At 32.9% G+C, this 25640-nt stretch carries 17 protein-coding genes and 3 pseudogenes; 12 read left to right on the forward strand and 8 right to left on the reverse strand.

Translation table 11 applies throughout. The features are described from left to right. Window positions 1-80: 80 nt before the first annotated feature. The 3 genes from AD998_18530 to AD998_18540 form a co-directional block, all read right to left on the reverse strand. Window positions 81-1487 (reverse strand): hypothetical protein, encoded by a 1407-nt coding sequence (locus AD998_18530; protein KOY87865.1) that lies wholly within the window; start codon window positions 1485-1487, stop codon window positions 81-83. Between the two features lie 76 nt (window positions 1488-1563). Then, a complete protein-coding gene (locus AD998_18535; GenBank protein KOY87866.1) occupies window positions 1564-2946 on the reverse strand; it encodes a biotin attachment protein in 1383 nt (460 codons plus the stop codon). A 27-nt stretch (window positions 2947-2973) separates the two neighbouring features. Further along, a complete protein-coding gene (locus tag AD998_18540) occupies window positions 2974-5220 on the reverse strand; it encodes a hypothetical protein (protein KOY87867.1) in 2247 nt (748 codons plus the stop codon). Window positions 5221-6150: 930 nt separating this feature from the next. Between AD998_18540 and AD998_18545 the strand changes: the two are divergent. The 4 genes and pseudogenes from AD998_18545 to AD998_18560 all read left to right on the forward strand — a co-directional run bounded on the left by AD998_18545 (window position 6151) and on the right by AD998_18560 (window position 10647). Next, window positions 6151-6915 (forward strand): annotated as a pseudogene (locus AD998_18545) (hypothetical protein). Window positions 6916-6918: 3 nt separating this feature from the next. Further along, a complete protein-coding gene (locus tag AD998_18550) occupies window positions 6919-7584 on the forward strand; it encodes a hypothetical protein (protein ID KOY87868.1) in 666 nt (221 codons plus the stop codon). Between the two features lie 66 nt (window positions 7585-7650). Further along, window positions 7651-8514: a hypothetical protein gene (locus AD998_18555; GenBank protein KOY87869.1), complete on the forward strand. Its 864-nt coding sequence runs from the start codon at window positions 7651-7653 to the stop codon at window positions 8512-8514. A 21-nt stretch (window positions 8515-8535) separates the two neighbouring features. After that, entirely contained in the window at window positions 8536-10647 is a 2112-nt protein-coding gene (locus AD998_18560) for a hypothetical protein (protein KOY87870.1), read from the forward strand. A gap of 20 nt (window positions 10648-10667) precedes the next feature. Here the strand turns inward: AD998_18560 and AD998_18565 are convergent, their stop codons facing one another. The 4 genes and pseudogenes from AD998_18565 to AD998_18580 form a co-directional block, all read right to left on the reverse strand. After that, window positions 10668-11639, reverse strand: coding sequence for a hypothetical protein (locus AD998_18565; protein KOY87871.1), 972 nt, complete (start codon window positions 11637-11639; stop codon window positions 10668-10670). A gap of 84 nt (window positions 11640-11723) precedes the next feature. Next, window positions 11724-12449: a hypothetical protein gene (locus AD998_18570; GenBank protein ID KOY87872.1), complete on the reverse strand. Its 726-nt coding sequence runs from the start codon at window positions 12447-12449 to the stop codon at window positions 11724-11726. Between the two features lie 106 nt (window positions 12450-12555). After that, a pseudogene (locus AD998_18575) lies at window positions 12556-13461 on the reverse strand (hypothetical protein). 654 nt (window positions 13462-14115) lie between these two features. After that, window positions 14116-14538 (reverse strand): annotated as a pseudogene (locus AD998_18580) (hypothetical protein). 231 nt (window positions 14539-14769) lie between these two features. Between AD998_18580 and AD998_18585 the strand changes: the two are divergent. The 3 genes from AD998_18585 (at window position 14770) to AD998_18595 (ending at window position 18897) form a co-directional block, all read left to right on the forward strand. Beyond that, window positions 14770-15648 (forward strand): hypothetical protein, encoded by an 879-nt coding sequence (locus tag AD998_18585; GenBank protein KOY87873.1) that lies wholly within the window; start codon window positions 14770-14772, stop codon window positions 15646-15648. A gap of 124 nt (window positions 15649-15772) precedes the next feature. Then, window positions 15773-18028, forward strand: a complete 2256-nt coding sequence (locus AD998_18590; GenBank protein ID KOY87874.1) for an aconitate hydratase — start codon at window positions 15773-15775, stop codon at window positions 18026-18028. Between the two features lie 83 nt (window positions 18029-18111). Next, entirely contained in the window at window positions 18112-18897 is a 786-nt protein-coding gene (locus AD998_18595; protein ID KOY87875.1) for a hypothetical protein, read from the forward strand. Here the strand turns inward: AD998_18595 and AD998_18600 are convergent. Next, the gene (locus AD998_18600) at window positions 18889-19788 is read right to left on the reverse strand and encodes a hypothetical protein (GenBank protein ID KOY87876.1); all 900 of its coding nucleotides are present in this window, start codon (window positions 19786-19788) and stop codon (window positions 18889-18891) included. The two genes, AD998_18595 and AD998_18600, sit on opposite strands and share 9 nt — an antisense overlap. 118 nt (window positions 19789-19906) lie before the next feature. Here AD998_18600 and AD998_18605 point away from each other — a divergent pair, with 118 nt between their 5' ends. The 5 genes from AD998_18605 to AD998_18625 all read left to right on the forward strand — a co-directional run bounded on the left by AD998_18605 (window position 19907) and on the right by AD998_18625 (window position 25637). After that, a complete protein-coding gene (locus tag AD998_18605) occupies window positions 19907-20422 on the forward strand; it encodes a hypothetical protein (GenBank protein KOY87877.1) in 516 nt (171 codons plus the stop codon). Between the two features lie 50 nt (window positions 20423-20472). Then, the gene (locus AD998_18610) at window positions 20473-22311 is read left to right on the forward strand and encodes a hypothetical protein (GenBank protein KOY87878.1); all 1839 of its coding nucleotides are present in this window, start codon (window positions 20473-20475) and stop codon (window positions 22309-22311) included. Between the two features lie 81 nt (window positions 22312-22392). Further along, entirely contained in the window at window positions 22393-23442 is a 1050-nt protein-coding gene (locus tag AD998_18615) for a UDP-3-O-(3-hydroxymyristoyl) glucosamine N-acyltransferase (protein ID KOY87879.1), read from the forward strand. Between the two features lie 7 nt (window positions 23443-23449). Next, entirely contained in the window at window positions 23450-24844 is a 1395-nt protein-coding gene (locus AD998_18620; GenBank protein KOY87880.1) for a UDP-3-O-[3-hydroxymyristoyl] N-acetylglucosamine deacetylase, read from the forward strand. Beyond that, complete coding sequence (locus AD998_18625; protein KOY87881.1) at window positions 24834-25637, forward strand: hypothetical protein; 804 nt, start codon at window positions 24834-24836, stop codon at window positions 25635-25637. Before AD998_18620 ends, AD998_18625 begins: the two co-directional genes overlap by 11 nt. Window positions 25638-25640 lie beyond the last annotated feature (3 nt).

The following is a 25640-nucleotide window of genomic DNA, read 5'->3' on the forward strand; positions in this document are numbered from 1 at the left end:
TTTATTTTTGCAAACGCAAAACTATAAAATGTTTTCGTAGCATTTTGTGCAATGTAACCAATAATCTTGCTTACATCAAATTATTCCCAAAATCTTTCTCCAGCAGCCCAACGAAGCATCACTTTTGATTTCTCATATTTACTTTGTAAAGACACCAATTTTATCTGTAATTCAATGAGTTTACTCTCTCTAGTATTGATTAAGAATACTGAACTTTCTCCGTTAGTAAAACGCTGATATTCAGCACTTCTTAATAATTCTTGATTACTTACAATATCTTGCTGACGAACTATATTTTGCTGTAAAAGAAGTGTTTCGTTGTAAGTAGCTTTGATTTCTGTGATAATTTCTCTTGCTGTCTGATTTTGATCAAGTCTATTTTGATCTAATTTAAAACGTGTTTGGAATAATTTTCCTCTTTCTTTTCGTAAAAGTACAGGAAAACTTACATCAAAACCTATTTTATAATTGTTAGAAAAATACTCTCCACTTACTTCAAGCTTATTAGGATTATACCCTGCAAGCAAATTATAATTTAAGTTGATTCTTGGTTTTAGTCTATCTTGCTGAAACTTTCTTTCAATTTCTAATTGTGTGATTTTGAATCGTATTTTTTGGAGTTCAGGATGATTTTCTTGAGCAAATGCAAGCAGTTGGTTCAAACGAGCTTCTGTCAAGTTTTCCGTGATATCTAAATTTTGAGGAATTGCATTAGTTGGAAGTTCAACAGGTTGATCTTCAAGCCATAAATGATTAGATAACACCAAAGTTGCATTTTTGAAGTCAATTTCAGCTTGCCTGAGTTGTATTGTACGTTCTTGAAAAGTAATTTTAGCCTCTACAGAATCTATCCCTGGTGATTCTCCAAAAGAAATGCGTTGTTTTACAAATTTGAATCGGTCTTCTGCCAATTGATAACCTCTTTGAATAAATGCAAGTTCATTGTAGGCAAAAAACCATTCCCAATAATCTTTACTCGCTGAATAAAACAATTTATTTAATATTTTTATTCTTTCAGCTCCAGCTATTTTTTGAGCTACCTGAGCTTGTCTGAGTGTTGCTCTTCTGGCATCTATGAGTAAATTTTGACCTAAAGGAATACTAATACCAGCATACATAAGTCCTTGTTGTGGCGATTTTTCATCTTCACCAAGTAAGGAACCTTCATTGAGTTCATATCCAGCTTTGAGTTCTCCTATCCAAATGGGAGCTTTTAGACGACTGTCCCAATAACTATAATAAAACTTATCTTTTAAAGTTTTTTGTGCATAATCTACTTCTATTTTTGGGTCAAAATTCCCCCTAGAAATTCTGATTTCTTCCTGAGCTATACGAGGCAAATAATCAGTTGCCTTTACCATTGGATGATTTTTTAGCATTTGAGCGTACAAATCTTTAATGCTAAATACCTTCTTGCCAGCAGTATCAATTTGAGCAAGGGTAGTAAATGAAACTAAAAAAATAAATAAAAAATATATAAAATGCATAAAATTACCATCTAAGCCTTCAAAGAATATAACAATGAATAGGGCAAATATACATTTGCCCTAAGATATTAAAATATTATTTTTTATCTTTCTTTTGTTCTTTTAGATTAGGAGGAAGCTTCTCATCTTTGATACGAGGCTCTTCATCTAAACTAGGAGGGAAACCATTGAGTTGTCGCCAGATTTCATACCAAATGGGAACATCTCTGAGCATAAACCAACCATAAGTTCCTGTACCTATACGCAGTTGAGTAGGCCAAGGTTTTTCTTTTTCGTCTGGAGCTATCAGTACCCTATATTTGTTATCTTTGGTATTGACATAATCAATGACGATTACCTCGCCTCCAAATGTACCAATATTTACAGCAGGCCAACCAGAAAATTGTAATGCGGGGAAACCATCAAATTCCAAACGAACTTTTGTACCTTTTGAAATCAGTGGCAAATCCATTGCTTTTACATACAATTCAATTGCCTTTTTGGGTTGAGCAGGTTGAATGGTAACCACAGCATCCCCTTCTTTTACAGTTTCTCCAATACCAGCTTTTAAGGCTTTTATCACATAACCAGCTTGCGGAGCTAATATAAAATACTGATTATTACGGATTTGAATATTTGAGAATTTGTTTTGTTTTTCGGAGAGTTCTCCTTTGGAAGTAGCCAAATAAGACTGATAATAACTTTTTTCCGATTCAGCTTTGGCTATTTTATCCATATAATCGGCTCTTGTAGAATTATAGTCAGCCAAACTTTGATAAAGCTCTTGTTTTGCTCCTAAATATTTATTTTCGGAAGAATTGTATTTGGCAAATTTGTCTTGGAATGTACCTTGTCTTTTCAAAAACTCATTCAACGAAATTAAACCTGCTTCATGTTGTTTTTTAGAGTTATCAAATTGTGTTTTTTCTAGCTCATATTGCAATTTAGCATTTTGAAAATCCATACTATCAGCAGAGAGTTTATTACGATTTTGTGCTATTTTCGCCCTTGATTTCTCTAAACCAAATATTTGCCCTTCTTGCAAAGCTGCTAAACGATTATCAATAGCATTAATATTTCTCATGGTCGCTTCTATACTTTCTCCTTTTGCAAGAACCTGTTCTTCTATTCTTTTGAGTTGTTCTGGGTCAAAATAATCTGTCTTAACTTCTGACAAAATAAGAATTGTATCGTTTTGAGCTACAAATTGTCCTTCTTGAACATGCCATTCTTTTATTTGTCCAGCAATAACGGCTGTAACATCTTGGGGACGGTCTTGTGGTGCAAAAGCCGTTATTCTTCCATTTCCTCTAACGTTTTGTTGCCAAGGCAAAAATAAACAGAAAAAGCCAAACACCATAATTCCTGTTATCCAATATGTTAGAATTCTTGCTGAACGAGGTGTTTGCAAAAGCCTTAAAGAATAAACCTTTTTTTCTACTTCTTGGGCATTGATATGTTCATTCGATATTTTCAACATATATTATATTTTTATTTATCAAGGTTATTATCTTTCTGTACGTTTGGGAGCTACATTACGTAAAATGTCTAATACTACATTTTGCTGTGAAATCAATTCTCTAAAATCTTCATTGGTAAGCATTTCATTATAATCTCCTATTTTAGCAATTGTTCGATTTTGCATTAAAACTATGCGTGGACAATTGGCTAAAATGGTAATATCATTAGATATTAAAATAAGTGTCCATTCATTCTCAGGGTTCATTAAGAAGTTAATAATTTTATTTTTCTCATTTATAGAAAAGTCCTTCAAAAAGTCATTGATAATAAGCATTTTAGGTTTAGAAGCTATACATCTTGCTAAAACCAGCTTACGTCTTTGTACTGATGAGAGTTCTTTCCCTCCTGCAGTCATTTCAGTATGTAAACCATCAGGCAAAGCATTTATTTGCTCCAATAAGCCTACATTCTCTAAAGCCCAAACAATATCGCTATAGGTTACTTTACCTTTACCCATTGAAATATTATCGAGAATTGTTCCTGCAAAAATCTCATCTTCAGAGAAATTATCTTCTGTTACAGCCTGATAACTATAAATATTAATGTCTCTTAAAGAACAATTTGCTATGGTTGCTACTCCATCAAATTCATCAAAACTACCTAAAATCATTTTAATCAAGGAATTTTTTCCTGCTCCATCCCCTCCAGAAATACAGACTCTTTCATTAGAAGAAATATCCAAATTAATGTTCTTAAGCATATATTTATCCCCATAATGTACAGATAAATCTTTAAGATGTAATGATAAGCCCCCATGTACTTTTGTCAAATCTACTTTAATACCATGTTCTTTGTTTAAGGGTACATCTGTAACATTTCCTATTTTCTCTGCAGAAGTCATCAAATCATAAATAATATCCATACTCACAACCAATTTTTCTACTGAACCCACTACCAAGATAATCACGACTTCAGAGGCTACAAACTGCCCCAACGTGATTTGTCCATCTACTACCAAAAAAGTACCGACTATCAATAAACCAGCTGTAACAGCAATTTTAAATATGGTAATGCTTAAATAATGCCCAATAAGTACTTTAAAGTGTTTTTTTCTGTAATAAAGATAATTATTTACATAATTATCCATTTTTTGTAAAGGCAAATTAGAATTACTTGCTAGTCTAAACGAATTCACCGTTCTTGCTACTTCCTCAAGCCAATGAGCAATTTTATATTTATATTTTGACTCCATCATACTTGCTTCTAAACCTTTCGCTCCAGCAAAGTAAAAAGTTGCTATCAATGAACCAATCGTTATGATTGAAAATGCCATGAAAGATGGATGATAAAAGGCAAGTAATAACAAACCCGCAAGAATTTGGATAATTGCCCCCAAGATATCAATCAAGAGTTTTGGTAAACCTTTTTGGATTGTTAAAATATCAAAAAATCGGTTCATTAACTCAGGAGGATAATATTTGCTCAATTTTTCGGGCTTCATACGTGGCAACCTATAAATAAACTCAAAGGCTGTCTTTGCAAAAACACGTTGTTGTAAAATTTCCACAACTGTCATCTGCATAATTTGTAAACCTCCTGTAATCATTACCCCAACTATAATAAGTACCATCAAAACTACCGTAGAACTTACAACAGAACCTGCTGAAATAAGCGTAATAATAGCCTGAATACCAAGAGGTAACGAAAGTGATAAAAGTCCAATTACTATGGAATAAATATAGATATAAGCTATATCTTTTCGTTCTGAACGCAGTAATCTGAATACTCTTTGAGCAGGTGTTGGTATTTTACCTTTATTATAATAGTCATCCTCCAAATATTCCATTGGAAAGCATGTAACGATAATAATTTGCCCATTTAACTCTTGATGAGGGTTATTCTGATAAACCACCAAACTATTCACATCCAAGCGAGAATCATAATACTCTTTTTCTGATTGTGTATGAAAGTTATAAACAACTGTCCTACCTTTTTTATCTTTTTTAAGAAGTAAGGGCTCTGCCTTTTGCTCATCTTTTTTCAAAAAAACCAACATGGGAAATTCTGCTTGCTCTACAAACAAATCAAAATCTTGCAGAGGCATGTTGTTTTTAAGAATATTCAAATTAATCTTTCTTGCTGTATCACCCAAGTCATCCACAAAATGATATATTTCATCAATTGTATAATCTCGTTTATCTGAATAAGATTCTTTGATATCAAACTCGTTGAAATTGTGTTCGATACCTAATGCAAGTTTCCGTACTATTTGGTCTATGTGGTGGCTATTCATGCTACTAATAGTTTTACTATTAAACCCATAAAAAATTAAAAAGTTTCTTTTTTTGTATAATTTTGTGTTAAATTTGAAATAATATGTATTTTTCAGTTTGTCAATAACGCAAAAAAAAGAGATATAAAAAAACTTTAAATTTAAGAACTTAAACAACTGTGCATAATGGCATACAATCCTTATAAAAGATTAACACTTACCTATTCGATTGCGTTAAGTATTATTGCATTAATGACCATTCTCAGCTATTTTTTTGTAAGTGAATATCTTGTAACTGACCCTGAAAATCCTTCTGATAGACGTTCTCATATAGGTAGGATGATCAATTTTAATGGAGCTTGTGCCACCTATAGTCAAGAAATAGCTTTACTTTCTATGCTTGCTTGCAATGCCCCTACCAAAGATTCAGCAGCTACTCTGATAGAACAAATGGAATTCAAGTGGGAACTTTTAGATAAAGCCTATAAAGGTTTAAAGCAAGGTGATGATGATTATGGTTTGAATGCCCGTTTTAATACCCCAGATATTTTAGCTGACTTCAAAAATACAGATTTGTACTATAATCCAATGGTTACGCAAGTCAAAGACATATTAAGCCTAAAAAACGAAGTTTTACCCAAAGATAGCCTTTTATTTTTTACCAGTATCAGAGGTATTCAACCAAAACTTACAGAAGCAGCCAGCGATTTTTCCAATAAAATGCTTGATTTGAGCTTTTCTTACGACCAAAAAGCTGCTGATGAGCTTGCTTATTGGGGTAGAGTAGAATTTTGGCTTACTATTTTTACATTATTGGTGCTATTATTAGAAGCTATTATTATTTTCAGACCTGCTGCCAATACTATCAAGAGCTATATTGAAGAAGTAAATAAGAAAAATCAGGATTTACAACTTGCTTACGACCAAATCAAAGCAAACGAATCTCAACTAAAATTAAATGCAGAAAATTTAGCCCGAACCAATGGTGAGCTTGTAAAGTCGCAACATGAGTTAAAAGATAGTAATTTGATGAAAGACAAGTTCTTTTCAATTATTGTTCATGATTTAAAAAGCCCTCTCAATTCACTCAAAGCTCTTACGGGTCTATTATATCGTTTTACAGATAAAATAACCAAAGAGGAAATTCAACAAACAGCTGAAGATTTGAACCAATCCATTGATAACCTTTTTGAGTTTATCAATAATTTACTCACATGGGCAAAAATACAAATGCAAGAAGTTGGTTTCCAATCACAACATTTTGACTTAAAAGATCTTGTAGAAAAACAGCTACAATTGTTTAAAGTATATGCTCAATCCAAAAATATTACATTGAAATATATTGCATCTAAAAATCTTACTGTATATGCAGATCCCAATTATACAGATATGGTAATTAGAAATTTAGTTTCCAATGCCATGAAATTTACTCCTAATGGTGGTGAAGTAAAAGTAACAGCCAAGACTAAAAATGGTTATGTAGAAATTTCTGTTTCTGATACAGGTGTTGGTATTGACCCACAAATGCTTAAATCTATTTTCCGTTGGGATAACAAACATGTTACTCCTGGTACATTAGGCGAAAAAGGAACAGGTTTGGGGCTTATGCTTTCTAAAGATTTTGTAGAAAAAAGTGGAGGAACAATTTCCGTAATCAGCGAACTCAATAAAGGGTCTATTTTTACTTTTACTTTACCCACAGAAAAGAGCAATTAAACAATGAATATTTCTTGGAAAATTTGTGGGATGCGAGATACTCACAACATCGAATTGATTTCCCATTTAAAGCCCAATTATATGGGCTTTATTTTCTATCCAGCTTCCAAACGTTTTGTAGGTGAAAATTTCAGTATACCTTCTCTGCCTATATCTATCCACAAAGTAGGTGTATTTGTCAATGAAAATGTGTATAATATCCTTGAAAAAACAAAGAAATATGGGTTATCCACAATTCAGTTGCACGGAGAAGAAACTATGGATTTTTGTGAAGAATTGGCTTCAAAAACTTCTCTAAATATCATAAAAGCATTTGGAGTTTCTGAAGATTTTGATTTCTCCATTTTAGAGTCTTATTCTACTTATGTAAATGCCTTCCTTTTTGATACCAAAGGTCAGGAAAGAGGTGGAAATGGCGTTTCTTTTGACTGGAATATTTTAAAAAACTACAATTTGAATGTTCCATTGTGGATAAGTGGCGGAATAAGCTTGGAAAACATTCAAGAGTTATTCACATTTTTAGAAAGTCATCCACAATTACTGATTGAGGTAATAGATCTCAATAGCCGTTTTGAGGACTCTCCTGCTCTCAAAAATCTTGAAAAATTAAAAGCCTTCCAAAGCATTTTAGAACAACAAAAAAATAACTATTCACAAAACAACATATAAAATTAACATTGTTTTTTTGTTTTGTAGGAGTTAAAGTCCTATTTTTAGGCTAAATATGAGGATATTATGCAAAAATTCTACTTTGCTTATTTGTTATTTTTTATTTCTCTTTGTGCTTTTTCACAAAATAAAACCCTTTCGGGTACAAGTGGAAGTGTGAGTGGTGGTATGTCAGGAATTAGTACAGCACTTGCTGATGAATGGGCTGTTTTTAATAACATTGGAGCATTATCAGCTACCAAAGACCTCTCACTCAATGCTATGATGGCTTTTGAGAATCGTTTTAATGTAAAAGCTCTCAATTCTTACCATTTCGGTGTAATCAATCCCTTTTCGTTTGGTGGTGTTGGTGGCTTGACTATCAATAGGTTTGGAGATAAATATTACAACGAAACACAAGTAGGTTTGGGTTATAGTCATCAAGTTAGTTTGGTAAGCGTTGGGGCAAAAGTCAATTATTATCAAGTTGCTGTAAACGACCAAATAGGGCTTACTCAAAGTACAAGAAGCACTTTACTTGTAGAATTGGGTGGTTTGGCAAAACTTTCTGAAAAATGGGCAGTAGGGATTTATGGATATAATTTTACACAATCAAAACTCAAAGCTGCTGAAGGAGAAGACAGAATACCTGTCATTTTGAAAGCTGGTGTGAGTTATAAACCTTATAAAAAGCTCTTTTTAAGTTTGGAAACTGAAAAAGATATAGATTATGATGCAACTGTAAGAGCTGGTATCAATTACCAAATTCATCAGAATTTCTTTGTAAGAACAGGTATTTCTACAAAACCTTTCAATTCGTCTTTTGGAATAGGTTTTCAACCTAAAAATTTAAGTTTTGATTATGCTTTGAGCAATAACAATGCTTTGGGTTGGATTCACCAGCTTTCTTTACGTTATGTTTTCAAAAAGAAAGTGGTTACTGTTGATTAATTTATGCAAAAAAAATAACTTATGCAGATTGTTAAAACCTCTTTCATTAGCATATTTTTTATTTTAGTAATTTTTGGAGCAAATGCCCAAACTTATCCACGTAAAGAAATTGATATCAAGCAATTTGTTGAAGATTTGTTTGCTGTTCAAGACCAAGACTCTGATACCAATTACGAAGATTTGTATGAAGCTCTGTATCAGTTATATCTCGAACCTTTGAATCTCAATAAAGCCACAAGAGAAGATCTAGCACAGCTTTTTATTTTAAAGGAATCTCAAATTACCAATTTACTTAATCATATTCAAAAAAACGGAAAACTGCTTTCTCTTTACGAATTGCAGTCCATTGATGGCTTTGATTTAGATATTATTTATAAAATTCTTCCCTTTGTAACTGTTGAAACTAACGGAAATACTGATAACAAGCCTCTTTTAAAACGTATTTTTGAGGAAGAAAACCGATATTTATTATTGCGTTATCAGTCACAAATACAAAAAGAGGCAGGCTTTACTGTCCCAGATTCACTTAGTTCTCGATATTTAGGTTCTCGTCCTCGTTTATATACTCGTTTTCGTACCAGCCACAGCAAAGATTTCAGTTTAGGCTTTACGATGGAAAAAGATGAAGGAGAACAATTAAAATGGCAACCTTCTAAAAATCATTATGGAGCAGATTTCTTCTCTTATCATGCATTTTTTGAGAATAAAGGGCGTTTTAAGCAAATTGTAATTGGTGATTATCAGGTACAAGTAGGACAAAGTCTCTTACTTGCAGCAGGCTTCAATGTAGGAAAAGGAGCTGAAACTGTACAAAGTATCCGAAGAGCCAATACAGGCATTCGTCCATTTACTTCACTTTTAGAAGCTGGTTTTTTGAGAGGTGGGGCTGTTAATTACAATTTGCTCAAAAATAAGCATGGAGAATTGGATATTTTAGCATTTGGTTCACTTACTAAAAGAGATGGTAACATCAATACCCCAGATTCTACAGATAATGATGATACTGGCAGTGAATTATTTGTGAGCAGTATTCAAAGAACTGGTTTTCATAGGACTCAAAATGAATTAGATAACAGAGCAACCATCAAAGAAGGTACTTTTGGTGGAAATTTAAGTTTTAAAAATACATCTGAAACTTTACAAATCGGTACAACTTTTATTTACAATCAGTTTAGTGTGCCTCTACAAAGAACGCCCACTACCTACAATCAATTTGAATTTAGTGGAAAAACAAATTATAATGCAGGTTTTAATTATAGTTATGTGTTTCAAAATTTTAATTTCTTTGGAGAATGGGCTATTTCTAAAAGTGGTGGAATGGGTTACAACAGTGGTGTAATAGCTTCCTTATCTCCACAAATTTCGTTTGCCATGCAATACAGAAATTTCGATAAGGATTTTCATAGTTTTTATGGTGCTGCTCTCAACGAAGGAAGCCGAGATATTAATGAACAAGGTATCTATTGGGGTATCAAAGTACAACCCAATCGTAAAATTGCTTTTGCTGCTTATTACGATAAATTTCGTTTTCCTTGGCTGAGATTCCAAACAGACGCCCCATCCGACGGATATGAGTATTTAGTTCGTTTGAGTTATGCCTTTAGTAAAAAAATAAGCGTTTTTGGGCAAATCAGAGAAGAATTGAAACAACAAAACGCTCCCAACAGCACATCTCCTATAGATTTTATTACTGATAGAAAACGTAGAAATTATGTATTGAATATAGATTATAAAGCTGAAAAGTTTATTGGTTTTAGAAGCAGAGTACAATATAGCAATCTTAATTTTGGTGGCGAGTTTTCACAAGGTATAGCACTCATGCAAGATGTTGATTTTAATATTGGTAAATGGGAGCTCAAAACTCGTTGGGCTTTGTTTGACACAGACGATTTTAACAACAGACAATATGCCTTTGAAGATGATGTATTGTATAGTTTCTCTTTTCCTGCATATGCTGGTAAGGGCATCAGGCAGTATGGTGTTTTGGAGTATAAATTTTCTAAAAAACTAACTTTTTGGTTTCGTTATGCCCGTACACGCTTGTTGGGTGTGGATAGCATTGGCTCAGGTTCTACTGAAATTCAAGGCAATGTATCTTCCGAAATTCGTGTACAGGCAAGAGTGAAGTTTTAAAGATTAAAATTTATATATTTTTATTTTTCACATTCAGCACTTTCTAAATATTCTTTAAGTTGCTTTTTTTTGATTTTTGAATTATAAGTTATTAAACTGGTACCTTGTATTCCAAATGCTACTGTAGGCACTACATAACCCAAAATTCTCCCTGTTTGTGTTTCGTGAATTATATGGGCATTTACATTACCTTTACCTACTTGTAAACTTACTATTTGAACAATAGCATAATTAGGATCTAAATTGATGATAGCTTTTTCAATTTCTGCACTTGTAACTATTTTAAAGTTATATTTATAAATAGCTTTGATTTCAGACCAATTTAAATCACTATCTACATCGTTTTTATCTAAGAGTAGAGTTTTCCCCTTCAATATTTTGCTATTACATTCCTTAACAATGTCCCGAAAATCTAGTTTATCATCTTCACTTTCATTTAAACGAGTTAGAATATATTGCATTTGCATCACACCATATACTGCATCAGAATTAGAGACATACAGATTAGGTAGATTAACCATAAGAGCTGTTGAAGGTATATCCAAGTTTAAAGTCATTATTTCATTTGCTATTTCTTTATAACGAACACCCCAGTCATATTCTAAAACACCATTGATTTTATTCCAACCTGCTCCAGATCTACTTCTCCAATAATCAGTATATTTATTATATCTTATCAAAAAATACTTTTCTGGTTGTTTTTTTACTAATTCCTTAGCTTCATCAAAAGGAATGTATTGAATATCTGAACTAAATTTCCAATACTTTTCTATAGCCCTCTTTAAAGCATTGTTATTGCCTTCTATTTGATTTTTATACATTTCTAAATCTTTGGCTTTAAGACCTTTAGATCTTTTTTCATCAATTTCTTCCAAACCAACCAATAAAGTTTTATTTTTTAATTCTTTAACTTTTTTACTATTTAACTTTTGGCTAAAACCTTGAAAGTGAATACATGATAAAAAAACAATTATAACTAATCTTGTGTACATAAGAATACTGGATTTATATGAATAAATAATCTGATATACAAAACAAGATTTACAATAAAAAGTTCATTCCAATTAGATGTTAATTTACTCACATAGTTCCTCTTTAGCACCATAAAATACATCATAATCCATTTCATCAGAAAGAATATCATATTTGGCACTTTTTCCCCATACTTTACATCCCTTTTCTTGCCATATTTTTGGTAAAAAAGGCTTTGTAATGCCTTCGTATTCTATCAACCATAAAGGATATTTTGCAAAATATGGATTTGTCAAATAGGCTTCTGCAAAATTATAATTTGTATAAATAATGGGCGTTCTTTTGCTTTTATTTTGAATTATTTCTAAAAAATTAACAAGATTTATTTGTAATTTTTCTACACAATCCTGATAGGTATTGTCTTCACTTTCTTCTATATTTATAATAGGTGCTATATTCAAAGAGTCTAACTTTTCAATTGCAGACCAAAAATGGTGAGCTTGTTTATCGGGATTGCTACCAATCTGATAAACATGATATGTTCCTTTTATAAAACCTTTTTGCTTGATAAATAACCAATTTTTATGAAAAAGAGTATCCATGCCATTTTCTCCTATAGTTGCTCTGCAAATCATAAAAGAGATATTGTCAAGCATTTCTGCTTCTTTAAAAATATTTCCATTCCATTTTGTTATATTGATTCCATAATAAATTTTTGCCTGTTTTTTATGTTTTTTTACAGGTTCAGTAAAATGAGAAACAATCATGGAAATAATAGAAAGTGTACACCATATCAAAAATATGGCAAATTTTACATTCTGATTTTTCATAGTTTAAGAGATAAGTTTTAAGAACCTCATGGACTTAATCATCCATGAGGTTTGAGATAAAATTTAAGTTGTTTAATTGTTTTCAGAGTTATTTTGGTTTAAAAAACTATTTTGTTGCCTTATCACAATCAATGATACCACTTCCATAAGCCTCTGGATTTGGATTAGAATTGGGTAAACAATTATTCATAATCAATGATTTTATCATATCAGGAGTATAATTGGAGTTTTTCTGATATAATAAAGCTACTAAACCAGCAACATGTGGGCATGCCATACTTGTTCCACTCAATTCTTGGTAGGTATTATTCAAAGATGTGGATAATACATTTACCCCTGGTGCTGATACAGACACTTGATTCCAAGCAATATTTGGCATACCTCCTCTCGAAGAAAATATAGATATTATTTTATTAACATCTACAGCACCTACAGCCAATGGACTTGCATTTTTTGATTTACTATCAATAGAATTAGCAGGAGCATTTACCCACTTAAACTCTTTTTCGTATGAATTTCCTGAAGCAGCCACTACACTAATTTTGGCATCTTGGCACTTTTGCACACTTTGATTATACGCAACTAAAGGCTTATCGTAACTTGCTAAACTCATGCTAATTACTTTGATGTTATTTTTAATGCACCACTCCATACCTGCAATAATATTTAAAATATCGCCTTTACCATCATTAGAAAGCACTTTTACAGCATATAAATTACATGCAGGAGCTACTCCATACATACTGAATCCATCATACACTGCTCCCAAACCTGCAATAATTCCTGCACAATGAGTTCCATGTCCATTTATATCATTATAGCTACCACCATCTACAAATGAAACACCTCCTTTAATTGCCAAATTTGGATGCTTTGCAATTCCAGTATCCAAAACTGCAACATTTACTCCTGTTCCATTGATGTTTCTGTCCCATGCAAGAGGAGCATTAATCATTTTCATATTCCAAGTAAAATTAATCCCTGAGAAATCATCTTTTATTTCTTTTTCTACGATTTTCTGCTTGGTACGATTATTCTCACTGTAAGTATCCAACATAGCTCCAAAAATATCCAAATAAGCTTGTTTATAACCATCTTCAAACTCATCAAAGTGAGCACTATCTTTATCTTCCACTACAAAAACTTCAGAGTTCTCTTCAATAGCTTTGATACCACTTACTTTTGAAATACGTTCAACTTCTTGTAATGTTAATGTTGCTGACACTATTCCCAAATTTTGAAAATAAAGAGCATCATCATTGCTCAGTGGTATTCCAGAAGCCATCATTTCCACACCTTCTTTCAGTTGTATAGATGGGCTTGTGAGTATTTTACTTGCCAATACTTTAATATCCATACTCTTTTCTAAAGTAATGAGATATCTTTTTTTTATTTGTTCCATTGTTTTAAAGATTTAAAAAGTTTTCATTTTTAAAACAAGCCCTTTTATAAAAAAGGGCTTGTTTTAGATTTATTGTTGGATGAATAATCCACTATGAGAATCATACTTTACAGTAATTTCTGTAACATCTCCACCAAAAGTCAAGGTACTTGATGGGCTAGAAACCTCTGTAATGACCATTCCTGATGATATTTTACTATCCAAAAAAATAACTACTTCAGTGAGGGGAATAAAAGTAGCTTCATGCTCTCTTGGTACAATTGTGGCATTGATAGGTTTATTGGGGAATGCCGTTCCATTTACTTGTACCCCCTGAGCCAAACCAAAAGTGAGTATAGCCTCATCTTGATAGCTATTTACTATTTTATACTGTCCTTTTTTAATGCTAGAGTCTTGTATAGGTGCTCCAAAAGCTCCATAATCTTCAAAAGGATAACATACCATAGGATTTGCATCTACATCTGATAGTTTATAAATAGTTGCTCCACTTTGAGTAGCTACTTTAGAAGCATACAATGCATATTCCTCTTCCCATGCTACTGTATTTTTTTGAAATGGTAAGAAAGCAACCCAAGCCAATGGTGTACCATTGTTTGTTTTTTTCATAAGGGTTACTTTCTCTCCAGCAGCTTTAACTGTCTGTAAATCAAAAGAATCAAAAACGATATTTAATTGATAATTGGGCATAATTGTGTATAGTTATAGATTTTTCTTACTCTTGAGGCTTTTCAGATTTCTCCCCATATTTATCTGCTATGGTCAGTTCTGTTTTTGGGATTTTTTCTTAATCCATTTTTCATGTTTTCATAGTTTTAAGTGTTTAATATAAAGCCTCCTTTTTGGGTTTTTGGCATCTCCCACCTGAGTATTTGAAGGAACTTCGGTGTGACCTAAAGCTTTTTAAAAATTTTCTTGGCAATGTTTCAATGTTTGTTTAAATTGCTGTTACAAAGTAAAGCAATTTTCAATTGCAATGCAAATAAAAATTGCAAAATATTAGCAAAAATAATTACTATGAAAAATATTCATTTGAAAATAAAGTACTTACGTGAGCAAAAAAGTTTAACACAACAAGATTTTGCTCTCAAAATTGGTGTTAGCCGCTCCACTCTTTCGCAAATAGAAATTGCAAAAATCACCCCAACCTTAGAGGTTGTTCAAAAAATTGCAAGTGTATTTAGCATTAGTTTTGATTGGCTATTGTCCGAAGACGAAACAGAAGCTATTCTTACATATAAAGAACCCTCTGTTCCCACAGAATATCAAAAAGATATTTCTAAAACACAAGCTCTGCAAGCTCTTGAAAGTGAAGGACTTCGTGGTATTAAAGTTTATATTAGCCCAGAACCCGCTATGGCAAGTTATCCTACTCATTATATTACAGAAGAAGAAGAACCTCATTTAGAGTGGTTTTTTATGCCTTTTCTACGTCATAAAGGCATTTATGCTGCTTTTCCTGTAGTGGGACAATCCATGCAGGGTTGTGTAAATAATGGAAGCTGGGTTATTTGTCGTTTGCTTGAGCAAAACTATCAAATACGCAGTGGAAATATTCACCTCATAGCTACTAAAACAGAAGGTTTAGTTTTAAAAAGAGTTGAAATCAATAGTAAATTAAAAAAGGGTATTATTTGTTATTCTGATAATCATATCTATGGTCCTTTTATCCTTCCCTATGATGAAATCGTAAAAGTTTGGGCAGTCGAGGCATGTCTAGAGCAGAGTTTTGTATTTTCAAGTGAAAAAGCTACAATTAAACTTCAAGAGTTTATTGATGAAATCAATGCAAATTTGTAATATTTAGAATTTTTCTAAATAAGACCTATATGCTATAAAAAACCTTGTGCTATTTCATTTTTTTTTAAATTTGTTTGTTTTGTTAATATAGTATTATTATAAATAATTTTTAAAAGACTTCATTATGGCTTTTGATTTTGAAATGATTAAGTCGGTATATGCTCGTATGCCTGAGCGTGTAGAGGCAGCCCGCAAAGTATTAGGTCGCCCAATGACTTTAGCGGAGAAAATTTTGTATGCCCATCTGCATGAAAATCCAGTAAAAGAGGTTTTTGAAAGAGGAAAATCGTATGTGGACTTCGCTCCTGACCGTGTAGCTATGCAAGATGCAACTGCTCAAATGGCTTTGTTACAATTTATGACCGCAGGTAAAACGAAAGTAGCTGTACCTTCTTCTGTACATTGCGATCACTTAATTCAGGCGAAAGAAGGTGCTGCAAAAGATTTGAACAGAGCAAACAAGGAAAGTGAAGAAGTTTTTGATTTCCTTTCTTCTGTTTCTAATAAATATGGCATTGGTTTTTGGAAACCTGGTGCTGGTATTATTCACCAAATTGTATTGGAAAATTATGCTTTTCCTGGTGGAATGATGATTGGTACAGACTCTCATACTGTAAATGCAGGCGGTTTGGGTATGATAGCCATTGGTGTGGGTGGTGCTGATGCTTGTGATGTAATGGCTGGTTTACCTTGGGAGCTTAAAATGCCTAAACTCATTGGTGTAAAGCTTACAGGTAAATTAAATGGTTGGACTTCAGCGAAAGATGTGATTTTGAAAGTAGCTGGCATCTTGACTGTGAAAGGTGGTACAGATAAAATTATTGAATATTTTGGTGAAGGAGCTATCAGTCTTTCTGCAACTGGTAAAGGTACAATTTGTAATATGGGTGCAGAAGTAGGTGCTACTACTTCTACTTTCGGTTATGATGATAGCATGAGCCGTTATTTAAAGGCTACAGGCAGAGCAGAAGTTGCAACTTTAGCTGATGTCATCAAAGAACATTTGACTGGTGATCCTGAAGTATATGCTGACCCTAAAAAATATTTTGATGAAGTTATCGAAATCAATTTGTCAGAATTAGAGCCACATGTAAATGGTCCTTTTACTCCAGATTTGGCAACACCTATTTCTAAATTAAAAGAAGAAGCTATCAAAAATGGTTGGCCTCTTAAAATAGAAGCAGGTTTGATAGGTTCTTGTACCAACTCTTCTTACGAAGATATTGCTCGTGCTGTGTCTTTGGCAAAGCAAGTTTCTGCAAAAGGATTAAAAGCAAAAGCAGAATTTATGATTAACCCAGGTTCAGAACAAATTCGTTATACAATAGAGCGTGATGGTTTCTTAAAGGTATTTGATGAAGTAGGTGCTATTGTATTTACAAATGCTTGTGGTCCTTGTATTGGTATGTGGGACAGAGTAGGTGCTGAAAAACAAGAGAAAAATACGATTGTTCACTCTTTCAATCGTAATTTTGCTAAACGAGCTGATGGAAACCCCAATACTTATGCTTTTGTAACTTCCCCTGAACTTGTAACTGCACTTGCTATTGCAGGTGATTTAGGTTTCAACCCCTTGACTGATACACTTATCAATGAAAAAGGTGAAGCTGTAAAACTTGACCCACCAACAGGTGATGAATTGCCAAGCAAAGGCTTTGCAGTAGAAGATGCTGGTTATCAAGCTCCTGCCGAAGATGGTAGCAAAGTTGAAGTTTTAGTTTCTCCTACTTCTAAGCGTTTACAACTTTTAGAACCCTTTATAAAATGGGATGGAGCAGATTTTAAAGGCTTGAAATTACTTATCAAGGCAAAAGGCAAGTGTACCACTGACCATATTTCTATGGCAGGACCTTGGTTAAAGTTCCGTGGACATTTAGATAATATTTCTAATAACTTACTCATTGGAGCTGTTAATGCTTTCAATGACAAAACTGATTCTGTGAAAAACCAGCTTACTGGTGCTTATGAGGGTGTACCTGTAGTACAACGTCAATACAAAGCTCAAGGTGTTGGTTCTATTGTTGTTGGAGATGAAAACTATGGAGAAGGTTCTTCTCGTGAGCATGCAGCTATGGAGCCTCGTCATTTGGGCGTAAAGGTGGTACTTGTGAAATCATTTGCTCGTATTCATGAAACCAACTTGAAAAAACAAGGTATGTTGGCTCTTACTTTTGCAAACCCTTCAGATTATGACAAGATTCAAGAAGATGATAACATTGATGTATTAGGTTTAACTACCTTTGCACCAGGTGTACAACTGACAATAGCTCTTACACACAAAGATGGTAGCAAAGAAGAATTTAAAGTAAACCATAGTTACAATGCTCCTCAAATAGAATGGTTCAAAGCTGGTTCAGCTTTGAATTTGATGGGTAAATAATTTTGTATTTTCTATAATTTTTTAATAGGCTTCATAGAGTTTTATGAAGCCTATTTTTATAAATATCCTCAAGACAATAAATTATGTTATTTCATTTTAAAAACCTTTCAGAATTTTCAAATATTCGTCATTTTATTTCTACAAGGAAAAATGGAGTAAGTATTGCTCCTTATGAGGGTTTAAATTTGGGTTTTGGGACAGATGACAACCCAGAAAATATAGTCCAAAACAGAAAAATATTGGCAGAAGAAGCCCAAATACCTTTAGAAAATTGGTGTGTACCTCAACAAACCCACAGCATCAATATACTTTCTGTAAATATTTCAGATAAAGGGAAAGGCGTTTTTTCAAAAGACACTGCCATTCAAGATACAGATGCCCTCATTACCAATCAAAAAGGGCTTGCTTTGCTTGTTCAGTCTGCTGATTGTGTATGTTCTGTTTATTATGACCCTATAAAACAAGTCATTGGAGCTTGTCACGCAGGTTGGCGAGGAACTGTGGGGAAATTGCCTCAAAAAGTTGTTTTAGAAATGCAAAAAGAATATGGTTCAGAACCAAAAAATATTTTGGTAGGCATAGGGGCTTGTATCAGTCCTAAAATGTACGAAGTGGGGCAAGATGTAGTAGATGCAGTAGAAAGTATATTTAAAACAAAAGAAAATCTTCTCACATGGAATGATGTTACACAAAAATATCATTTTCATTTACATGAAGCTCATAAATATCAACTTTTGCAAGTAGGTATTCAAGAAACTCATTTAGAATTTCTTGACAAATGTACTTATGAGCATCCTGAACTTTTCTTTTCAGCACGAAGAGATAAAAATAAAACTGGCAGATTTGGAGCAGGCATTATGCTAATCTAAATCTTCATCTGTCATTTGGTCTAAACGAGGAGGTTCTTTGATAATGATTTTCACAGGAATTTCCTCTTCTTGTTTTTCCAAAACTTCCAATTTAGCTTCTCTTCGTTCTATATAAGCTACAATAAATATACTCATTTCATAGAGTATATATAAAGGAAGGGCTACAATCAGTTGTGAAAATATATCAGCAGAAGGCGTAATAATAGCAGAAGCTATTAAAATAACTACAATGCTGTGTCTTCTATAGCTTCTCATGAATGAAGCTGAAAGAATTCCTGCTTTGGCTAAAAAATAGGCAACAATAGGTAACTGAAACATCAAAGCACTGATAAGCGTTAGCCAAGAAACCATTGAAATATAACTATGTAAATCAAATTGGTTATCTGGATTGATACGTGGAGTAATCTTATAAGTAGCCAAAAAATTCACAGAAATGGGAGTAATAATAAAATAACCAAATGAAATGCCTATTACAAAAAGCACAACGATATAAAATATAATACCTTTTGATGCTCGTATTTCCTTATCCAACAAAGCAGGACGAACAAAACGCCAAACTTCCCAAACAATATATGGAAAAGCCATTACCAAACCCAAAATAATAGAAGAAGTAAGGTGAGTCATGAATTGCCCTGTAATTGTAAAGTTCACTAATTTCAAATCTACTCCTACACAAAGTCCTTTTGTACCCAACCAATTACCCAATTCACACATTTTGTTGTAAGTCCAGAAATCCGCTTTTGCAGGACCAAACAAGATTTCTTCAAAAATAAATTCAGTAAAAGCAAATGCAACAATCATAAAAACAACTACGACAATAACTGAACGCATGAGATGTTTTCGTAGTTCGTCCAAATGTTCTATAAAAGTCATTTCTTTATGCTCTGCCATAACTGAATAAATCTGTGTTTTCTGAATTGGCTTGCAAGTTATAGATTTTTATGAAGCTACTCAACTCTATCATTAAAATATTTGTATATTGGTGGCATCAATTAAAACTGATAAAATTATGACTGACACCAAAACACCTATTCAAACAGCCTTAAAATGGGGACTTATTTGTTTAATTTGCTCTATTATTTTAAACCTAGTAAATTTTAATGCAGGTTTTAGCATATTTTTGCCTATGCTTATCCTTCTTGTTGGAATGATTATCACCATTGTTTGTATGGTTATTCCTATCAGGGAGTTTAGAAACCAGCAAGAAGGCTTTATTTCATTTCAAGATGCTTTTATTATTGGTATTGCTGTAATTGGCATTTCATCTATCTTAACGGCAGTTTTTTCATCTGTTTATGTCAATTATATTGACGCAACCTATTTTGAAAGAATGGCTGATGGCATGCAAGAATGGGCAGACAAGCAAGGTTTGGGTAGCAATCCAGAAATGGAAAAAGGGATAGAAGAACTTAAAAATGGCAAAAACAAAGGTTTTTTAAGCTCAATTTTATGGTCTCTTGTAGTAGGAGCTATCGTATCTCTGATAGTTGCAGCCATTATGCAAAAGAAAAAACCTGCATTTTAAATTTTACAATCTTAATTTTATTACCTTGCATATTCAAAATTGAATATAAAATGATGAAATCTATTTTTATAGCCTGTTTTACTTTGCTTTCTGGCTTAGTAATGGCTCAAAGTCTTGAAAGCAGACTTTCCACAAATAAAACAGCTTTCTTAGTTTCGCTCAATGCAGAAAACTATAAAACCAAAGGGAAATTCCAAACATTGTTAGAGTTAGATTTTATCAAGAAATTAGATGAAAATTTCAAAAGAGATAAATCTAAACAATACAAAATCATTTCTTCTATTTACAAAAACCCTGAAGATGCGGGTATCAATGCATTTCCCAAATCTTATATTTTTGTAAATACTTTAGATAGCAACGCCATCATGGGTGGCTTAATTTTCAACATTACTGATGCCAAAAAATTTGAAACTTGGGTAAAAACAGCTTGGGAAGGTGACGGTGAATACCAACAAATACAAGTGGAAGGTTTCAATACTTTTATAAGAAATGATGAAGCTGTGGCTTGGAGTGGTAATTGTGGTGTCATTACTTTTATTAATAGCACTACCAACCCTTACCGTAATATCAACTATGATGATCCCAATTATGAAACAAAAGTAGAAGAATTAGAAAAAGCAAATAAGGTAAAAAAATTAGACCTGATTAAAAAAGAAATCGCTGAGATGTTGAAAGGTAATACTTCTAACCCTATCAATAACAACGAAAATTTCAAATTATTTTCTTCTAAGGCTCATGATGTGGGTATTTGGATAAACTATGAACAGTTCAATAATTCTATGAATGGTATATTAAAAAATATTCCAGAATTGAGTTATGGAGCTACTGAACGTTTTGCTACTCGTTTAAAATCTTTCTATAAAGACTATTACGATCATATTATCTTCACTGTCAATAAAGGAGATGCAAAAGTTACTTATCAGACTTACTTGAGTGAAAAAATTTATCAAATCTTTGGTAATGCCTTCAATACTCGTATTAATCCTGATTTTTATAAATATGTAGAAGGAGAAAAATTGCTTGGCATGTATGCTGCATCAGGCGATTTGAAAGTTTTAGGAAATGGATTGATAGAGCTTTATAAAAACTTTAGTGAAGATTTAAGTAAAGAAGGTAGAATAGTTGCTGCTTCCATGGATGTGGCAAGTATATTCTTAGATGAAAATGATATTTTAAGCGTCATGAAAGGTGATTTCATGATTGCTTTTACAAGTGTAAAAGAGTTGGAAGTTCAATATACAGATTATCAGTATGATGGTGATGTATATTTAGGCCCAGTAAAGAAAACTCGCAAGGAGATAACTCCTATGTATGTGATGGCAATGACAATTGGAAATGCTGAAAACTTTCAGAAGTTTATAAAACTTGGTAATGTTTTGGGAGGTTTTAAGCAATTGGATGGTTATTATGAAGTTCAGGAAGCTGGAAAAGTTAGAAACTTTTTTGCAATAGATAACAACGTCTTGATTGTATCTAATGATGAGGAACTTATTTCTAAAAACTTACAAAAAGCAAGAAAGAAATCAGTAGATAGTCGTATTCAAAAGCTAACACAAGATAATCCTATGCTTGTGTATATCAACACTCAAAATGTAGTAGATGCTATTCTTTCTAATTCAAAAGAATTAAGTGCTGAAGAGAAAAAAGATTTATTGGAAATGAAAAAAGACCTTGGTGAATTCCAAATGACAGGTCCACTTCTACAAGGAAAAACTTTTAATTCAGAAGGTACTCTTTTATTAAATAATAAAAAAGAAAATGCTTTGCCTGCTTTAGTTCGCTTATTTAACAGATTTGTAAAAGAAAGACGTACTGAATATGCGAAAACTGAGGCTGTGGTAGAAAAACCTGAAACTGGTAAAAAGAAAAAGAAGAAAAAAGAACATTAATAAAACATAAATAACCTTTAAAGAACTTGGCAAGGAAAAACCTTGCCAAGTTTGTATTGTTTATAGTATTGATTCAATTTTATGAAGTTTAGTATACAACAAATAGCTCTGATGCTGAATGGGAAAATACAAGGCAATCCCGATTTAGAAATCAGTAATTTGGGGAAAATTCAAGATGCCAAACAAGGTGACATTGCTTTTTTGGCAAATCCTAAGTATGAGCCTTATATTTATACAACCCAAGCAACTGCTGTTATTGTTGGTAAAGATTTTGAGGCTAGACAAGCCATTCATGCTACTTTAATTATTGTTGATGATGCATATAGTGCCTTTTCAAAATTATTAGAAGAATATGAAAAACTTGTATCTTTTTCAAAAAAAGGCATTGAAAACCCTTCATTTATCAGCGAATCAGCAAAAACAGGAAAAGACTTATATTTAGGAGCTTTTGCATATATTGGTTCAAATGTACAAATTGGAGATAACTGTAAGATTTATCCTAATAGTTATATAGGTGATAATGTAAAAATTGGCGATAATACAATTATTTATGCAGGTGTAAAAATCTATAAAGATTGTATGATTGGCAATAATTGTGTGTTGCATGCTGGGGTTGTCATAGGTAGTGATGGATTTGGTTTTGCTCCACAAACTGATGGTACTTACAAAACTGTACCTCAAATTGGAAATGTTGTGATTGAAGACTACGTAAGTATTGGAGCAAACACAACCATTGATAGAGCTACCATGGGTTCAACAATTATCAGACAAGGTGCGAAAATAGATAATTTGGTACAAATTGCTCACAATGCAATTGTAGGCAAAAATACTGTTGTTGCTGCTCAGGTTGGTATAGCAGGTTCTTCAGAAATTGGTGATAATTGTATGTTGGGAGGACAAGTTGGAATTGCAGGACATTTAAAAATTGCCTCTAAAACAAATATTGGAGCTCAGTCAGGTTTAGGTAGTAATATCACAGAAGAAGGAACAAATTGGCAAGGTTCTCCTGCATTTGAGTTAAAATCTTTTTATAGAGCTACTGCTATTTTCAAAAAATTACCTGAAATTTTTAGGCAACTCAATGAACTTGAGAAAAAAGTTTTAAATTTGCTCACAAAAGATAAGGAATAAACGCTCCATGTATTATAAACAACATACTATCCAAAAATCTGTTACTGTATCAGGTGTTGGTCTGCATACAGGCAAAATATCAACCATGAATTTTTTACCCGCTCCTATTGGACATGGTATTCGATTCCAAAGAATTGATTTAGAAGGAAGACCTACTATTTTAGCTGACGCAGATTTAGTAGTCGATGTTTCAAGAGGTACGACCATTGAGCAAAATGGAGCAAGAGTTTATACAGTAGAACATACTTTAGCTGCTCTTACAGGTTTAGAAATAGATAATGTATTAATTGAAATTGATGGACCTGAACCTCCTATTTTGGATGGTAGCTCCATACAATTTTTGAATACACTTAAGGAAGCTGGCTTACAAGAACAAGATGCTCGTAGAAATTTTTTCTATATTTCTGAAAATATCTCATATCAAGATACAAAAAGAGGTGTAGAACTTGTAGCAAAACCTGGTTACTCTTATGAGTTATCTGTCACCGTTGATTATAATTCGTCTGTATTAGGAGTACAGGAAGCTTCTTTAAAAAAACTTTCTAATTTTGAAAGAGAAATAGCTTCTTGCCGTACATTCTGTTTTTTACATGAATTAGAAATGCTTTATAAAGGTGGGCTTATTAAAGGAGGAGATTTGAGTAATGCTATTGTTATTGTGGATAAAGTGATGCCTCCTGAAGAGCTTAATGAATTAGCCAAACTTTTAGGTAAGCCTTCCGTAGAAGTAAAAGCTGAAGGTATCTTAGATAATATAGAGTTGCGTTATACAAATGAGCCTGCTCGTCATAAATTATTAGATTTGGTAGGAGATTTAGCATTAGTAGGAAGACCTCTTATTGGACATATCAAAGGTTTACGCCCAGGACATGCTGCCAATGTAGAACTAGCTAAGAAGATAAAGTCCTACATGAATAAAAAAGAAAAACAAGGTATGATTTACAATCCAGATGCTCCTGTAGTTATGGATGCAATGCAAATAGAAGCAACGCTTCCTCATAGATTCCCGTTTTTATTAATAGATAAGATTGCTCACTTAGATGAACATTCTGTGGTTGCAATTAAGAATGTTTCTATGAATGAATGGTATTTTCAAGGGCATTTCCCTAAAAATCCAGTCATGCCAGGTGTATTGCAAGTAGAAGGTTTGGCTCAAGCAGGAGGTATTTTTGCATTGAGTACTGTTCCTGATCCTGAAAACTACTGGACATATTTTTTACGAATAGATGAATGTCGTTTTCATCAAAAAGTTGTTCCCGGTGATATAGTTTTGTATCATTGTATGCTTACAACACCCATCAGAAGAAGTATTGTAAAAATGGAAGGACAAGCTTTTGTTAATGGTAAATTAGTTTGTGAAGCAAAACTCACTGCAAGTATTACGAAGAAAGATGGTAAGTAATTTAGCATACGTACACCCCAAAGCCAAAATAGGTAACAATGTAACCATTGAGCCTTTTGCTACTATTTATGAAGATGTTGTTATTGGAGACAATACATGGATAGGACCTAATACTACCATTATGAATGGTGCTAGAATTGGCAAAAATTGTAGAATTTTTCCAGGAGCAGTGATTGCTGCAATTCCTCAAGATTTAAAGTTTAATGGTGAACATACCACAGCCGAAATAGGTGATGATACTACTATCAGAGAGTGTGTTACCTTAAACAGAGGAACATCACATACAGGTAAAACAGTGGTAGGAAGCAATACTTTGATTATGGCTTATGTTCATATAGCACATGATTGTGTAATTGGAGACTATTGTATTTTAGTAAACTCTGTACAAATGGCTGGGCATGTTATAATGGATGATTTTGCCATTATTGGAGGAACTAGTGCTTTGCATCAATTTACTCGTGTAGGTGCTCATGCTATGGTGGCTGGGGGTTCATTGGTTCGTAAAGATGTTCCACCATTTGTTAAAGCAGGCAGAGAACCTGTAAGTTATGCTGGTGTAAATTCTTTAGGATTAAGAAGACGTGGCTTTACAAATGAGCAAATAGTCTTGATACAAGATATATTTAGAATTGTTTTTCAAAAAGGTTACAATACCTCAGACGCTCTTAAACATATTAAAGAAGATTTTATACCTTCAGTAGAAAGGGATTTGATTATTAATTTTATAGAAACATCTGAGAGAGGTATTATTAAGGGTAGCAGTAATAGCGATAAGTATTCTTTTGAATTGTAATCT

The sequence above is a fragment of the bacterium 336/3 genome (assembly GCA_001281695.1).
GTDB lineage: Bacteria > Bacteroidota > Bacteroidia > Cytophagales > Thermonemataceae > Raineya.

What these genes read in the sequence shown, in the direction of transcription:
- AD998_18530 (KOY87865.1), bottom strand. Translation starts at nt 1,487, where the DNA reads ATGCATTTTATATATTTTTTATTTATTTTTTTAGTTTCATTTACTACC.
- AD998_18535 (KOY87866.1), bottom strand. Translation starts at nt 2,946, where the DNA reads ATGTTGAAAATATCGAATGAACATATCAATGCCCAAGAAGTAGAAAAA.
- AD998_18540 (KOY87867.1), bottom strand. Translation starts at nt 5,220, where the DNA reads ATGAATAGCCACCACATAGACCAAATAGTACGGAAACTTGCATTAGGT.
- AD998_18550 (KOY87868.1), top strand. Translation starts at nt 6,919, where the DNA reads ATGAATATTTCTTGGAAAATTTGTGGGATGCGAGATACTCACAACATC.
- AD998_18555 (KOY87869.1), top strand. Translation starts at nt 7,651, where the DNA reads ATGCAAAAATTCTACTTTGCTTATTTGTTATTTTTTATTTCTCTTTGT.
- AD998_18560 (KOY87870.1), top strand. Translation starts at nt 8,536, where the DNA reads ATGCAGATTGTTAAAACCTCTTTCATTAGCATATTTTTTATTTTAGTA.
- AD998_18565 (KOY87871.1), bottom strand. Translation starts at nt 11,639, where the DNA reads ATGTACACAAGATTAGTTATAATTGTTTTTTTATCATGTATTCACTTT.
- AD998_18570 (KOY87872.1), bottom strand. Translation starts at nt 12,449, where the DNA reads ATGAAAAATCAGAATGTAAAATTTGCCATATTTTTGATATGGTGTACA.
- AD998_18585 (KOY87873.1), top strand. Translation starts at nt 14,770, where the DNA reads ATGTTTCAATGTTTGTTTAAATTGCTGTTACAAAGTAAAGCAATTTTC.
- AD998_18590 (KOY87874.1), top strand. Translation starts at nt 15,773, where the DNA reads ATGGCTTTTGATTTTGAAATGATTAAGTCGGTATATGCTCGTATGCCT.
- AD998_18595 (KOY87875.1), top strand. Translation starts at nt 18,112, where the DNA reads ATGTTATTTCATTTTAAAAACCTTTCAGAATTTTCAAATATTCGTCAT.
- AD998_18600 (KOY87876.1), bottom strand. Translation starts at nt 19,788, where the DNA reads ATGGCAGAGCATAAAGAAATGACTTTTATAGAACATTTGGACGAACTA.
- AD998_18605 (KOY87877.1), top strand. Translation starts at nt 19,907, where the DNA reads ATGACTGACACCAAAACACCTATTCAAACAGCCTTAAAATGGGGACTT.
- AD998_18610 (KOY87878.1), top strand. Translation starts at nt 20,473, where the DNA reads ATGATGAAATCTATTTTTATAGCCTGTTTTACTTTGCTTTCTGGCTTA.
- AD998_18615 (KOY87879.1), top strand. Translation starts at nt 22,393, where the DNA reads ATGAAGTTTAGTATACAACAAATAGCTCTGATGCTGAATGGGAAAATA.
- AD998_18620 (KOY87880.1), top strand. Translation starts at nt 23,450, where the DNA reads ATGTATTATAAACAACATACTATCCAAAAATCTGTTACTGTATCAGGT.
- AD998_18625 (KOY87881.1), top strand. Translation starts at nt 24,834, where the DNA reads ATGGTAAGTAATTTAGCATACGTACACCCCAAAGCCAAAATAGGTAAC.